This window comes from Bradyrhizobium zhanjiangense, from assembly GCF_004114935.1.
Lineage (GTDB): Bacteria > Pseudomonadota > Alphaproteobacteria > Rhizobiales > Xanthobacteraceae > Bradyrhizobium > Bradyrhizobium zhanjiangense.
Map to the genome: position 1 here is coordinate 888,154 of NZ_CP022221.1, position 14,376 is coordinate 902,529.

Below are 14,376 nucleotides of genomic sequence, written 5' to 3' on the forward strand. Positions count from 1 at the left end.
GTCGATGACGACTGTCTCTGGGATACTGGGTCGCCCGGTCAAGCCGGGCGACGACAGCGATCTCGGTCACTCCGCCGCCTGCAACACCGCCCCCGCCTTCTTCGGCGCGATCCAGAACGCGTCCGGCCGCTCGAACAGGAAGCTGGCGTTGAGCCGCAGCGCGACCTGCCAGATCGCGAGCGCTCCGAGCACGCCGAGAACCGTGACGACCAGCGACACCGTGCCGATATCGGCGATGACGCCCGTGCGTAGCAGCAGCGTCCGCGTCGCCGCCATCGGCAGGAAGAAGGCGAGGTAGATCACGATCGAATGCTCGCCGCAGAAGCGGAGGAAATTCAGCCATTGCGCGCGCGCGAGCAGCGTGCCCATCGTGATGATGGCGCAGGCACCGGCGAAGCCCAGCACGAGCGAGACGATCTTCCATTCGCTGGCGCCGAATGTGACCAGTCCGGCATTGACCAATACCCAGGTCGCGAGCGCTGCAAGCGCAAAGGCCGGATGCTTCCGTGCGCGATCCGACAGGGCGAACACGTAAGGCGCGAACAGATAGCCTGAATAGAAATAAACGAAACGCGCGCAGAACTCGTCGATGACGGTCCAGCCCGTCGTGACGCGCGCCGTCTCCAGCGCGGCGGCGACGAGCCAGATCGCGAGCGGCGGGATTTTGCGTGTCAGTTTTGTGACGACGAAGAAGATCGGCAGCAGATAGATGAACCACAGCGTGCCGAACGGCTCGATGAAGGATTCGAGGTACAACAGCCCAACGTCGCGCCAGCTCGTTTCCGCCGCGAAGGCCGGCGCCTTGAAGCCGAATTGGATTGTCACCCAGACGACATAGAAATAGGCGAAATGCACCACCTTGCGGTCGAGATAGGTTCGCCAGTCTCGGTCGATCACCAGGGACAGGAACAGGCCCGAAATCAGGAAGAAATCCGGCATCCGGAATGGCTTTGCGAAGGCCACGGCGACGTGCATGAAGCCGGTCTGTCCGGCGGCGAGTTCGACCCCGAGGACCGAATGCATCATCACGACCATGACGATGCAGATGCCCTTGGCGTAGTCGACCCAGTCGACACGCACGGCAGAAGGGGCCTTGGAACGCCCGCCCGCAGCGATTGTGCCTGATCGTGCCATGATGTCCCTTCTTGAGGCGTGTTCCGCCAGTCCCTGTCCGTCAGCGGGGCAGTGTGGCGCCTTGCGGTTTCAGACTTCTTTACCGGTTCAATTTCCGTACCGCTTTTTTGTATGCGCCACTGTTCCCTCCCCTCAGGAAAATGCTAAACCGCCTCACGTCGGGGTTTCTTAACCAATCTAAAACAGGGATTTTCATGCGCATCGCGATGATCGGCACGGGCTATGTGGGACTGGTGTCCGGGGCCTGCTTTGCGGATTTCGGTCACGACGTCACCTGCGTCGACAAGGACGAGAAGAAGATCGCTGGCCTTCATCGCGGCGAAATCCCGATCTACGAGCCCGGGCTGGACGAGCTGGTCGCGAACAATGTGAAAGCCAAGCGGCTGGACTTCACCACCGACCTGTCCAAGCCGGTCGCGGAGGCCGATGCCGTCTTCATCGCGGTCGGCACGCCCTCGCGCCGCGGCGATGGTCACGCCGACCTCTCCTATGTCTACGCGGCCGCCCGTGAGATCGCGCAATCGCTCACCGGCTTCACCGTCGTGGTGACGAAGTCGACCGTGCCGGTCGGCACCGGCGACGAGGTCGAGCGCATCATCCGCGAGACCAATCCGTCGGCCGACGTCGTCGTCGCCTCCAACCCCGAATTCCTGCGCGAAGGCGCCGCGATCCGCGACTTCAAATTCCCCGACCGCATCGTGGTCGGCACCTCCGACGAGCGCGGCCGCAAGGTGATGGGCGACATCTATCGTCCGTTGTCGCTGAACCAGGCGCCGTTGATGTTCACGGCGCGCCGCACCGCCGAGATGATCAAGTACGCCGCCAACGCGTTCCTGGCGACCAAGATTACCTTCATCAACGAGATCGCCGATCTCTCGGAAAAAGCCGGCGCCAACGTCCAGGAAGTCGCGCGGGGCATTGGCCTCGACAACCGCATCGGCACCAAATTCCTGCACGCGGGTCCCGGCTTCGGCGGCTCGTGCTTCCCGAAGGACACCAAGGCGCTGATCAAGATCGCGCAGGACTACGACGTCTCCTTGCGCATCGTCGAATCCGTGCTCGCCGTCAACGAGAACCGCAAGCGCGCGATGGCGCGCAAAGTGAGCCAGGCGCTCGGCGGCTCGCTGCGCGGCAAGACCATCGCGGTGCTCGGCCTCACCTTCAAGCCCGACACCGACGACATGCGCGATGCGCCGTCGATCCCGCTGGTGACCGGCCTGATCGACATGGGCGCAAATGTGAAGGCGTTCGATCCCGTCGGCATGGAGCAGGCCAGGAGCGAGCTGCCCAACATCACCTATTGCGAGGATGCCTATACCTGCGCGCAAGGTGCCGACGCGCTCGTCATCGTCACCGAATGGGTGCAGTTCCGTGCGCTCGATCTCGACCGGCTGAAGGCGACCATGGCAAAGCCCGTCGTCGTCGACCTCCGCAACATCTACCGCCCCGAGGACATGGAAGCCGCCGGCTTCGTCTACGAGAGCATCGGCCGCCCGTCGGTGCAGGGCTGATAGCTACACATGATTGTCAGACCCCGCGAAGGCGGGGTATCCAGTAGCCCGTGACCTTCGTAATAACTGGGATCCGAGTTACTGGATCGCCGGCCCCAGTGCGCAATTGCGTACAGGGCAGACGATGACGGACCGAGACTTTTGCCCCGCAGCTTCGACACGCCCCTCCCGATCGATGCCGTGCTCGACGATTTGTCGCGCACGCTGGAGGCGCACAACGCGGCCGTGCTGGTGGCGCCGCCGGGTGCGGGCAAGACCACGCGGGTGCCGCTGGCGCTGCTGGATGCGCCCTGGGCCAAGGGTAAGAAGATCATCGTGCTGGAGCCGCGCCGCATCGCGGCGCGCGCCAGTGCCGATCGCATGGCAAAATCGCTCGGCGAGCGTACTGGCGAGACCGTCGGCTATCGCGTCCGCTTCGGTTCCAAGATCTCGCGCGCGACGCGCATCGAAGTGGTGACCGAAGGTATTTTCACCCGCCAGATCCTCGACGATCCCGAACTCTCCGGCATCGCCGCCGTTCTGTTCGACGAATTCCACGAGCGCTCGCTCGATGCCGACATGGGGTTGGCGCTGGCGCGCGACGCGCAAACCGGCCTGCGCGAGGATCTCCGCATCCTCGTGATGTCGGCCACGCTCGATGGCGCGCGCGTGGCAAGATTGCTCGGCGAGGCGCCCGTCGTCGAGAGCGAGGGCCGCGCCTATCCGGTCGAGACGCGTTATCTCGGCCGCAAGGCAGACGCGCCGGTGGAGCGGCAGATGGCCGACGCCATCGCATCCGCGCTGCGCGCCGAGAGCGGCTCGGTGCTGGCGTTCCTCCCCGGCGCCGCCGAGATCCGCCGTACCGAGAACTTCCTGGGCGAACGCGTCCAGGACGCTTCCATCGAGATCGTGCCGCTGTTCGGCGCGCTCGATGCCGCCGTGCAGGACCGCGCCATCGCGCCGGCGCCCAAGGGCACACGCAAGGTGGTGCTGGCAACATCGATCGCCGAGACCTCGCTCACCATCGAAGGCGTGCGTATCGTCGTCGATTCCGGTCTTGCCCGCGTGCCGCGCTACGAGCCTGACATCGGGCTGACCCGGCTCGAGACCGTGCGCGCCTCGCGCGCGGCGGTGGACCAGCGCCGCGGCCGCGCCGGCCGCACCGAGCCTGGTGTCTGCTATAGGCTCTGGGACGAGCCACAGACGGCTTCGCTCGCGCCTTACACCCAGCCGGAAATCCTCAGCGCCGATTTATCGTCGCTGGTGCTCGATCTTGCGCAATGGGGCGTCGCCGAGCCCACTGCGCTGTCGTTCCTCGATCCGCCGCCGCAGCCGGCCTGGAAGGAAGCCAAGAGCCTGCTTGCCGAGCTCAACGCCCTCGATGGCGACGGCCGCATCACCGCGGAGGGCAAGAGCCTGCGCGCGCTGGCGCTGCCGCCGCGGCTGGCGCGCATGATCGTGGATTCGCATCGTGCAGGCGGCGGCGAGGCTGCGGCCGAGATCGCGGCGATCATCACCGAGCGTGGGCTCGGCGGCGACAGCGTCGATCTCGAACACAGGCGCGACCAGTTCCGCCGTGATCGCTCGCCGCGCGCGGCGAGCGCGCGTGACCTGGCGCGGCGCTGGGCCTCGCAGGTCGCGGCCTCGGAGACGGCGGGGCAGCAGGAGGATCTCTCCACCGGCCTGATGCTCGCCTATGCCTTTCCGGACCGTGTCGCGCGCAACCGCGGCAATGGCAGCTTCGTGCTGGCCAATGGCCGCGGTGCTTCCGTCGAGCAGACCTCCTCGCTCGCCCGCGCGCCCTACATCGCGATCGGCGAAATGACGGGAACGGCGGCGAGCGGACGCATCCTGCTCGCCGCGCAAATCACGCAGGACGAGATCGAGCGGCATTTCGCCGAGCATATCGAGAGTGCCGACGAGATCTCGTTCGATCGAGGCGCGATGGCGTTGCGGGCGCGGCGCAAGCGCGCGCTGCATGCGATCACGCTCGCCGAGGCGACACTTGCCGTGTCGCCCTCGGAGGATACGGCGCGCATCTTCGCGGATGGCCTGATCGCCGCGGGCCTTGACCGGCTGCCCTGGTCGAAGGCCGCCAAGCAATGGCGCGACCGCGTGATGTTCCTGCGCAAGGCCGAAGGCGACAGCTGGCCCGATCTCTCCGACAACGGACTGATCGCGCGCCGCGACGACTGGCTGGTCCCCGCGCTCTACGACAAGATCGCGCTCAAGGACATCTCCGCCGGCGATCTCTCCGATGCGCTGATGGCGCTGCTGCCGTGGGAGATGCGTGCGCGCCTCGACCGCGAGGCGCCGACGCATTTCGAGGCGCCGACCGGAAGCATGCTCGCGATCGACTACGAAGCCGAGCAGGGGCCGACTATCGCGGTGCGGCTGCAGGAGTTGTTCGGCCTCAACACCCATCCCTCGATCGCCGCCGGCAAGGTGCCGCTGGTGCTGGAATTGCTGTCGCCGGCCCAGCGCCCGGTGCAGGTGACGCGCGATCTGCCCGGCTTCTGGCGCGGCAGCTACAGCGCGGTACGCTCCGATCTGCGCGGCCGCTATCCGCGCCATCCCTGGCCCGACGATCCCGCCAGCGCGCTGCCGACCCGGCGAGCGAAGCCGCGGGGGACGTGAATCCCTCGCCCCGCTCTTGCGGGGAGAAGTTCAAGCGACCGCATTAACCATCCGCTCATCCTTTTCGTCAAAATGACACGCGCCCCGGCGTGCCTTCGCTCGCGGACGGGCGCGCCGCGTGGTGAAATCGAGCTTTCGGCTCGGAAGTGGTGTGATGCGTAACATAGTGATCTTCGCGGCCGTCATGATCGGCCTCGGCACCTTCATGGCCCAGATGGCGGACAAGATGAGCTCCGCCTCCGCCACCTCGGTGCCGCGCACGACGGTGGCAGTCGCCTCCACCGCGCCTGCCGGCGGCCGCAGCCTGGCCATTTCCCGCGACGGTCGCGGTCATTTCCAGGCTGAGGGCCGGATCGAGGGCCAGCGTATCGGCTTCATGGTCGATACCGGCGCCTCCGTGGTCGCGCTGAACGAGACCTCGGCCGCACGCTTTGGCCTGCGTCCCTCGCGCAGCGAGTACACTGCCACCGTCTCGACCGCCAACGGCACCATCAAGGCCGCGCGCACCCGCATCGCCATGTTAGAGGTCGGCGGCCTTATCGTGCGTGACGTCGATGCCATGGTGCTGCCGGACGCAGCGCTGTCGGAGAACCTGCTCGGCCTCTCCTTCCTGTCCCGTCTGAAGCGCTTCGAATACGCCAACGGCCAGATGGTGCTCGAGCAGTAGGCGCAGTCCGCGCGATCACGCGGCCGTCCATTTCAAGAAAATCTCTTTGCTTTCACCGCCCTCGCGGTAACGTTTCTTCGTTACCAAACTGCCGCAATTATCGGCCACAAGCCTTCATTCCCGCCTTCCGCTGCGGCCCGGCATTCGCTAAGGCTGCAGCAAATCCTGCCCCCTTTTCACGAGACCGTCTCAATGTTCCCGAAGCCGAAATCCGTATTGTTGCCCAACACCTATGCCTTCGAATCCGAGCCGATGGTGAAGCCGACGGGCTTTCGCGAGTACGACGCGCGCTGGTTGTTCCAGAAGGAAATCAACCTGATGGGTGTGCAGGCGCTCGGCATGGGGCTGGGCGCGTTGATCGCCGAGCTCGGTGTCAAGCAGGAGATCGTCACCGGCCACGATTTCCGCGGCTATTCGGCCTCGATCAAATACGCGCTGATCTCCGGCCTGATGGCGGCAGGTTGCAAGGTGCACGACATCGGGCTTGCGGTGACGCCGATGGCCTATTTCGCGCAGTTCGATCTCGACGTGCCCTGCGTCGCCATGGTGACAGCCTCGCACAACGACAATGGCTGGACCGGCGTGAAGATGGGCGCCAATCGCCCGCTGACCTTCGGTCCCGACGAGATGACGCGGCTGAAAGAGATCGTGCTCAATGCCGAGTTCAAGAACAAGGCCGGCGGCTCCTATCAATTCCACGAGAATTATCCGGCGCGCTATATCGCCGACCTCACCTCTCGTCCGAAGCTGACGCGCAAGCTGAAGGTCGTCGCAGCCTGCGGCAACGGCACCGCCGGCGCGTTCGCGCCGCAGGTGCTGGAGGCGATCGGCTGCGAGGTGATCCCGCTCGACACCGAGCTCGACCACACCTTCCCGAAATACAATCCGAACCCTGAGGACATGGAGATGCTGCACGCGATCCGCGACGCGGTGCTGCATCACAAGGCCGATGTCGGCCTCGGCTTCGACGGCGACGGTGACCGCTGCGGCGTTGTCGACAACACCGGCGAGGAGATCTTCGCCGACAAGGTCGGCGTGATGCTGGCGCGCGACATGTCGGCGATCCACAAGGAGGCGCAGTTCGTCGTCGACGTGAAGTCGACCGGCCTGTTCGTCACCGATCCCGTGCTGCAGAAGCAGGGCGCGAAGGTCGCCTATTGGAAGACCGGTCATTCCTACATGAAGCGTCGCACCAACGAGATGGGCGCGCTGGCGGGCTTCGAGAAGTCGGGCCACTTCTTCTTCAACAAGCCGTTCGGCCGCGGCTATGACGACGGCCTGGTCTCGGCGATCGCGATCTGCGACATGCTCGACCGCGCGCCGGGCAAGTCGATGGCGGACCTGAAGAACGCGCTGCCGAAGACCTGGTCGTCGCCGACCATGTCGCCGCATTGTGCCGACGAGGTCAAATACGGCGTCATCGACAAGGTGGTGAAGCACTTCGAAGGCTTGCAGGCGAAGGGCGCCAAGATCGGCGGCCAGTCGATTCGCGATCTCGTCACCGTCAACGGCGTGCGCGTCACGGTCGAGGACGGCAGCTGGGGCCTGATGCGCGCCTCTTCCAACAAGCCCGAGCTCGTCGTCGTGGTCGAGAGCCCGGTCTCCGAGCAGCGCATGCACGACATGTTTGAGATGGTGAACAGCGTGCTGCGCACCCATCCCGAAGTCGGCGAGTACAATCAGAAGATTTGAGGCGTAGCTGCAAGTCGCCACACGCACCGCTGTCATGCCCCGCGCAGGCGGGGCATCCAGTACGCCGCAGCTTCTCGATTCGATCGCAGGCGTCACGGAATACTGGATCGCCCGGTCAAGCCGGGCGATGATAGCCGTCGTGTGGTGAAAGCCCTAAGCCGCCACCACCGCCGGGATCGGCAGCGCGGTGACCGACTTGATCTTCTCCATCGCGAAGCGCGAGGTGACGTTCTTCAGCGGCACGGCGCTGATCAGCTTCTTGTAGAACACGTCATAGGCCTGCATGTCCGCCACCACGACGCGCAGCATGTAGTCGACGTCGCCGGCCATGCGATAGAACTCCATCACCTCCGGCATGGCGCTGACGGCTTCGGCGAACCGCTTCAGCCAGGCGTCGGAATGGTCGGAGCTCTCCACCGAGACGAACACGGAGATGCCGAGCCCGATCTTGTTCTGGTCGACGAGGGCGACGCGCTTGATGATCACGCCGTCGGCCTCCAGCCGCTGGATGCGCTTCCAGCAGGGGGTCGAGGACAGGCCGACGCGATCGCCGATCTCGGCGACGGAGAGGGAGGCATCCTCCTGGAGGACCATCAGGATCTTGCGGTCGATGGCATCGAGGCGGCGGCTGGTCTCGGGGATCTGGACGGCAAGGTCGGTCATTTGAAGAACTTTGTTCCATTTCAGGGGCGGATTTCCCTGATATAGAGAAAATCATTCTATAGCAAGTCTATAATGTTGGCGGCCGGCCGGGCATCGCCGCCGGCTGCTCGCTCAAAAACTCTTCAACTTCAACGCGTTGTGGGGCGGCTAGGCCACCACCATGACGGCCGCATTTCAGCGCTGCGGCGGCCGCGGCGAATCGCAGCGCCTGCCGCGCCCCCTTGCCCTCGGCGAGGCGAAGCGCGAAGGCGCCATGGAAGACGTCGCCGGCGCCGAGCGTATCGACCGCCTGGATCGGGAAGGCTGGCGTCTGCTCCAGCTCGCCTACCTCGTTCAGCCAGATCGTGCCGAGGGGGCCGCGGGTGGCGGCGAGGAAGGCCGGCGTCAACCCGGTCAGGCGCTTCAAGGCCTCGCCGTCGTCGGCAATGCCGGCGGTCTCCTGCGCCTGTTCGCTGGCGAACAGCAGATGCGAGGCTGTCGTGAGCAGGCCGTCCTGCAACGACATCGCGCGGTCGACGCCGACGATGACGGCAATGCCGCGCCGGCGCGCCTCAGTGCAGAGCGAGTTCGCGAACGAAGCGCAGCGGCTTTCGACGAGGACCGCGCGGCAATCGGCGAGCAATTCGTCCGCGTCCGCCAGCTTCACGGTCCACAAAGCGGGATCACGATAGATCGTGAGGGTCCGCTCGCCGGAGGGCTCGATCATGATCGCCGAGACCGGCGTGGCCAGGCCCGGCATGCGCACGATGTGCGTGGTCTCGATGCCCTCCTGCGCCATCCGTTCGAGGATGAAGCCGCTCGACGTCTCGCCGGCATCGCCCATCGGTCCGGCGAACGCGACGCGGCCGCCGAGACGGGCGATGGCGATCGCGGCATTGAGCGCGTTGCCGCCGCAGATCTCCGCAAGCTGGCTCGCGTTCGCCTTGCTGCCGCGTTCGGGCACGGCCTCGACGCGAAAGGTGAGGTCGCGCACGGGAATGCCGATGCAGAGGATGCGCGGCGCGAGTCCCGTTGCGGTCATCGGCGCTCTCAGCTCAAGCGCCGCTCTTGTCGTGCACCCAGCGGCCGAGCAGATGATGGGCGATCGCGAACGGATGCGGGCCGGCGAGCCCGTCCGGATGCGTCCGCGTCAACATCAGAGCGGCCTCCTCGCGCGTGAACCAGCGCGCGTCTTCCAGCTCCATGCGATCGACGACGATGTCCTCGTTCAGCGCCCGCGCGCTGCAGCCGATCATCAGCGACGACGGATAGGGCCAGGGCTGGGTCATGTAATACTGCACGTCGGTGCAGCGGATCCCGGACTCCTCCAGGATTTCGCGGTGCACCGCGTCCTCGATGGTCTCGGCTGCCTCGACGAAGCCGGCGAGGCACGAATACATGCCGGGCGGAAACTGCTTCTGACGGCCGAGCAGGCATTTGCCACCGGAGGCGACCAGCATGATCACGACGGGATCCGTGCGCGGAAAATGCTCGGCCTTGCAGGCGGGGCAGTCGCGTTTCCAGCCGCCTTCCTTCATGCTGGTGCGTGCGCCGCAATTGGCGCAATAGCCGTGGCGCTGATGCCAGCCCACCATCGACTTCGCCATCGCGATCGCCGACAACTCCTGTGGCGGCAGCGCGCCCTGCATCGCCATGCCGCGCAGCTCGGTCACGGTGTAGTCGTCGCGGCCGACCAGCTTCTCGGCCGCCGCCTGCGACATTCCCATGCCGAACATCGCCGCGCCATCGCGCAGCCCCAAGAAGACCGTGCCGGGATTGGCGCCGCATTTCAGCGCCTCGTCGATTCCCAGCAGCGCCCGAACCTTGTCGCCCTCGCGCTTCACCAGGAGCGAGTCGCGATAGACGACATAGGCGCGCGATGACGGCTTCTGCTCCATCGCGAACAGCTTCTCGTCGTCGCGGCGCAGATGCGCGGCGCGGTCGAGGACGTTGGTGACGAAGGCCGGCTGTCCCAGCGGAAACGCGTCGAATGCTGACATTATGATTCTTTCAACCCAACCAGATCTTGCGGCGGAGCGCGCTGATGAAATTCTGCACTTCAGTGGCGTCGTGCGCCAGCGGCGGCATCACGCCCCACACCGGCCGCGGCCAGGCCGCGTCACTGGTCCGGCGCGCGATGACGTGAACGTGAAGCTGCGGCACGAGATTGCCGAGCGCGGCGATGTTGAGCTTGTCGCATTTGGTGATCTCCTTCAGCGCGCGCGAGACGCGGGAGATCTCGGTCATCAGCTGTGCCTGTTGCACCTCGTCGAGATCGATGATCTCGACCGCGTCAGGCCGCCGCGGCACCAGCAGCAGCCAGGGATAATGCGCGTCCTTGATGACCAGCACCTTCGACAGCGGCAAATCGCCGATGTCGATAGTGTCCTCTTTCAGGCGGGAGTGCAGCGACCAGGCGGGTTCGGGCATGTGTCTTTCCGGATAGCCGGGGGGCGGGCGTGTTGGGGCCGACCATACGATACCGATTCCGATAGGGGAAGGATTGGGCCCCGCTGTCACCGCATACACGGTCGTCGTCCTGGACAAGCGAGCGGAGCGAGCGCTGATCCAGGACCCATTACCCCAGGAAGTAGTTTGGCGAAGATTTGTGGTGACCAGCTCGGACCACAACTGCTCCCTGGGGTAATGGGTCCTGGCTTTCGCCAGGACGACAGCGAGTTACGCCTCCGCCAGCACCCGCGCATTGGCACGGATCGATGCCTCGCTCACACGAATCCCGAGGCCGGGGCCGTCGGGCACCACGACATGGCCGCCGCGGTTGGCGATGCGTTCTTCCAGCACGTCCTCGGTGAGCACGTGATGCGGCATGTAGAACTCGCAGCCGAGCGAGATGCCCGGCGTCGCCGCGATCAGCTGCGTTCCGGCGGCGAGCCCAATGCCGCCCTCCCACAGCGTGCCGCCATAGCCGGGCAGGCCGGCGATGTCGGCGATCGCCATGATCGCCTGCGCCTCGAACAGGCCGCCGGCCTTCATCAGCTTGATCGAGACGGCATCGGCTGCCTCGCGGCGCACCACCTCCATCATGTCGCGGCGATCGAAACAGCTTTCGTCGGCGAGCACGGGCGTTTCCAGCGCCGCGGTGAGCTGTGCCATCACGTCGAGAAACTTGCGCGGCACCGGCTGCTCGATGAAGGTTGGCGCAAACTCTTCGACATCGCGCAAAATCTTGATGGCGCCGAACGGCGCCAGGGCCTGGTTGTAGTCGACGCGCAAATCGACCTTGTCGCCGAATTCTTTGCGGATCGCCGCGAGGTGGTCGAGATCCTCGCGATGCGGCTTCACGCCGGTCTTGACCTTGTAGATGACATTGCCGTCCGGCACCATCTTTCGCATGCGGTCGAGATCGGCGGCGAAATCCGGATCGGCGATCGAGAAGGAGAGGGGAATCGTGTCGCGCACCCGGCCGCCGAGGAGGTCGGCGACCGACAAGCCGGACGACTTGCCGACGATGTCGAGCAGCGCCATCTCGATGGCGACCTTGGCCTCGGCATGTCCGACCAGCGCACGGTCGAGCTCTGCCATCAGCGCGCGGATACGGCGCACCGGCTTGCCGAGCACGATCGGCCTTAAGTAAATGTCGAGCGCTGAGAACGCCGCTTCCGGCGTTCCCGTGAACACCTCCCACGGCGCTGCCTCGCCCCAGCCGATCACGCCGTCGCTCGCGGTGAGCTCGATCAGCACGCGCTTCACCGTGCCCTTGACGTTGCCTACGCCCTGCAGGCGCGCCATCTTGATCGGGCTCTCGATCAGGAACAGCCTGAGACGTTCGATGGTCGCTTCGGTCATGTCAGGCCTCCATTGACGTGCCAGATCTGGCCGGTGACGTAAGATGCTTTTGGGGATGCCAGGAAGGCGATGATCTCGGCGACCTCCTCCGGCCGTCCGCGCCGGCGCATCGGGATCAGCGCTTCGGTCGCAGCGATCTGCTCGGGCGACAGCCGGCTCTCGCTCGGCTTGTCCTTGACGATCAGGCCCGGCGCAACTGCGTTGACGGTGATACCGTCTTTCGCAAGCTCGATCGCGGTCAGCCGCACCAAGGCTTCGAGTGCGGAGCGGCTCGCGGCGGTCGCGGCGAACGGCGCGAATTCGGGCCGGATCGCATGCGCAACGAAGGACGATACCGCGACGATCCGCGCATCGCGCCCAGCACGGAGTTGCGGAAGCGCAAGCTTCACGAAACGCGTGAAGGCGAGAGCGGATTCGTCCATCGCCTGCATGAATTGATCGGCCGGCGTGCCGATCGCGCTGCCGCGGCGGGCGTGGCCTCCAATCAGGATCAATCCGTCAAGCCGGCCGAAATCGAGATGCGCAGTCGCGCATGCCAGCGTCAGGGCGACTTCATTGGCGAGATCACCGAGGCATGTTGCAACGGCCGCACCGCGGGCTTGCGCCTCCGCCGCGGTAACCTTGAGTCCGTCCTCGTTCGATCGCGTGTGCAGCACGAGCCCGATGCCGGGCGCTGCGAGCAGCTTTGCGGTGGCGCGGCCGATGCCGCTGGCAGCGCCGGTGACGAGATACACGCGTTCAATATCGGACATCACGATGCCGTTGTGGCCGGCGGCAGCGCGCCGGTGCGGTGGAAATGGCTGAGGAAGGCGCGCGTCGCGGCCTCCTGCGGATTGTCGATCACCTGCCGCGCCGGGCCTTCCTCGATCACGATTCCGTCGCGCATGAACATGACACGCTCGGCGACCTCGCGGGCAAACGCGATCTCGTGGGTCACGATCACCATGGTCATGCCCTCGGACGCCAGCTGCTGCATCACGCTCAAGACCTCGCCGACCAATTCAGGGTCGAGCGCCGAGGTGGCCTCGTCGAACAGCATCACATCAGGCTCCATCGCGAGCGCGCGCGCGATCGCGACGCGCTGCTTCTGGCCGCCGGAGAGTGTCGCCGGATATTGGTCGGCCTTCTCGGCTAGGCCCACCTTGGCGAGCTGCGCACGGGCGAGCTTCTCGGCGTCAGCCTTGGTCATCCGCCGCACCGTGACCGGCCCCTCCATCACGTTCTGGAGCGTCGTCATGTGCGGGAACAGATTAAAGTGCTGGAAGACCATGCCGGTGGTGGCGCGGAATCTTGCCAGCGTCTTCACGTCGGGGAGCTTCGAACCGTCGCCAAATGAAAAGCGCGTGTCGCCGACGCGCACGCTGCCGCCGTCGGGCACGACCAGGAGATTGATGCAGCGGAGCAGCGTCGATTTGCCCGAGCCGGACGGGCCAATCAGCGCGACCACGCCGCCCTTGGCGACGTCAAGATTGATGTTCTTCAGGACCTCGTTGCTGCCAAAGCTCTTGCGCAGGCCGCGGATTTCGATTTTTGAGGTGTTATTGGACGTCTCGCTCATTCACTCACCGCCAATCGCTTCTCGCCGCGCCGGACGATGATGGTGAGCGGAATCAGGATCGCCGCATAGGCGACCGCGACGGCGGTGTAGGTTTCCAGCGGCCGGTAGCTGTCATGGGCGGCGACCTGGCTCTGATAGACGAGGTCGGGCACCGCCAGCACCGAAACCAGCGAGGTGTTCTTGAACTGGATGATGGACTGGTTCATCAGCGCCGGGATCATGCGCTTGATCGCCTGCGGCAGCACGATGCGGCGCATGGTCTGGATCGGCGTCATGCCGAGCGCGGCGCCGGCTTCGGACTGGCCGCTGTCGATCGAGACGATGCCGCCGCGGATGATCTCCGAATAGAACGAGCCGCCATAGAGCGAGAGCGCCAGCGCCGAGGCGGTGATCGGCGTCATCTCGACGCCGGCGAGGATCGGCAGCGCGTAATAGAACCAGATCAGCTGCACCAGGATCGGCGTGCAGCGGAACGCCTCGATGAAGGCGAGCGCAGCAAGGCGCAGCGCCCTGAAGCGCGACAGGCTGCCGAACGCACCAAGCAGGCCGAACAGCAGCCCGCACACGACGATGACCACGGTGAAGCCGACGGTGACGCCGAGCCCGTTGAGAAAGAGCCAGCGATAGCCCCAGAGGATGCCGAAGTCCCACTGATACATGCGTGCTTTCTTGCTTCACCTCTCCCGCTTGCGGGAGAGGTCGTGCCGCATCGAAGATGCGGCACGGGTGAGGGTTCTTTCCTCTGGGGG

13 protein-coding genes are annotated in these 14,376 nt (G+C 65.5%); 4 read left to right on the forward strand and 9 right to left on the reverse strand.

Annotated elements, in window-relative coordinates; genetic code table 11:
- Nucleotides 1–66: 66 nt before the first annotated feature.
- Entirely contained in the window at nucleotides 67–1,134 is a 1,068-nt protein-coding gene (locus tag XH85_RS04155) for an acyltransferase family protein (RefSeq protein ID WP_128930872.1), read from the reverse strand.
- 194 nt (nucleotides 1,135–1,328) lie between these two features.
- Here XH85_RS04155 and XH85_RS04160 point away from each other — a divergent pair, with 194 nt between their 5' ends.
- The 4 genes from XH85_RS04160 to XH85_RS04175 all read left to right on the forward strand — a co-directional run bounded on the left by XH85_RS04160 (nucleotide 1,329) and on the right by XH85_RS04175 (nucleotide 7,620).
- Complete coding sequence (locus tag XH85_RS04160) at nucleotides 1,329–2,645, forward strand: UDP-glucose dehydrogenase family protein (protein WP_128930873.1); 1,317 nt, start codon at nucleotides 1,329–1,331, stop codon at nucleotides 2,643–2,645.
- Nucleotides 2,646–2,786: 141 nt separating this feature from the next.
- Nucleotides 2,787–5,261 (forward strand): ATP-dependent helicase HrpB, encoded by a 2,475-nt coding sequence (hrpB, locus tag XH85_RS04165; RefSeq protein ID WP_164939774.1) that lies wholly within the window; start codon nucleotides 2,787–2,789, stop codon nucleotides 5,259–5,261.
- 154 nt (nucleotides 5,262–5,415) lie between these two features.
- Nucleotides 5,416–5,928 (forward strand): TIGR02281 family clan AA aspartic protease, encoded by a 513-nt coding sequence (locus XH85_RS04170; protein ID WP_164934860.1) that lies wholly within the window; start codon nucleotides 5,416–5,418, stop codon nucleotides 5,926–5,928.
- A gap of 192 nt (nucleotides 5,929–6,120) precedes the next feature.
- The gene (locus XH85_RS04175; RefSeq protein WP_091887264.1) at nucleotides 6,121–7,620 is read left to right on the forward strand and encodes a phosphomannomutase/phosphoglucomutase; all 1,500 of its coding nucleotides are present in this window, start codon (nucleotides 6,121–6,123) and stop codon (nucleotides 7,618–7,620) included.
- A 153-nt stretch (nucleotides 7,621–7,773) separates the two neighbouring features.
- Here the strand turns inward: XH85_RS04175 and XH85_RS04185 are convergent, their stop codons facing one another.
- The 8 genes from XH85_RS04185 to XH85_RS04220 form a co-directional block, all read right to left on the reverse strand.
- The gene (locus XH85_RS04185; RefSeq protein ID WP_008542650.1) at nucleotides 7,774–8,283 is read right to left on the reverse strand and encodes an Lrp/AsnC family transcriptional regulator; all 510 of its coding nucleotides are present in this window, start codon (nucleotides 8,281–8,283) and stop codon (nucleotides 7,774–7,776) included.
- Nucleotides 8,284–8,350: 67 nt separating this feature from the next.
- Nucleotides 8,351–9,304, reverse strand: coding sequence for a PfkB family carbohydrate kinase (locus tag XH85_RS04190; protein WP_128930875.1), 954 nt, complete (start codon nucleotides 9,302–9,304; stop codon nucleotides 8,351–8,353).
- A gap of 13 nt (nucleotides 9,305–9,317) precedes the next feature.
- Entirely contained in the window at nucleotides 9,318–10,262 is a 945-nt protein-coding gene (nudC, locus tag XH85_RS04195) for an NAD(+) diphosphatase (RefSeq protein WP_128930876.1), read from the reverse strand.
- Between the two features lie 10 nt (nucleotides 10,263–10,272).
- Nucleotides 10,273–10,692 (reverse strand): HIT domain-containing protein, encoded by a 420-nt coding sequence (locus XH85_RS04200; protein WP_164939773.1) that lies wholly within the window; start codon nucleotides 10,690–10,692, stop codon nucleotides 10,273–10,275.
- A gap of 249 nt (nucleotides 10,693–10,941) precedes the next feature.
- On the reverse strand, nucleotides 10,942–12,069 hold the full coding sequence (locus XH85_RS04205; protein WP_128930877.1) for a muconate cycloisomerase family protein: 1,128 nt from the start codon (nucleotides 12,067–12,069) through the stop codon (nucleotides 10,942–10,944).
- Complete coding sequence (locus XH85_RS04210; RefSeq protein ID WP_128930878.1) at nucleotides 12,066–12,821, reverse strand: SDR family NAD(P)-dependent oxidoreductase; 756 nt, start codon at nucleotides 12,819–12,821, stop codon at nucleotides 12,066–12,068. Before XH85_RS04210 ends, XH85_RS04205 begins: the two co-directional genes overlap by 4 nt.
- Nucleotides 12,821–13,627 (reverse strand): amino acid ABC transporter ATP-binding protein, encoded by an 807-nt coding sequence (locus XH85_RS04215; RefSeq protein WP_128930879.1) that lies wholly within the window; start codon nucleotides 13,625–13,627, stop codon nucleotides 12,821–12,823. The genes XH85_RS04210 and XH85_RS04215 overlap by 1 nt, the downstream gene beginning before the upstream one ends.
- Nucleotides 13,624–14,286 (reverse strand): amino acid ABC transporter permease, encoded by a 663-nt coding sequence (locus tag XH85_RS04220; RefSeq protein WP_091887276.1) that lies wholly within the window; start codon nucleotides 14,284–14,286, stop codon nucleotides 13,624–13,626. The genes XH85_RS04215 and XH85_RS04220 overlap by 4 nt, the downstream gene beginning before the upstream one ends.
- Between the last annotated feature and the right edge of the window lie 90 nt (nucleotides 14,287–14,376).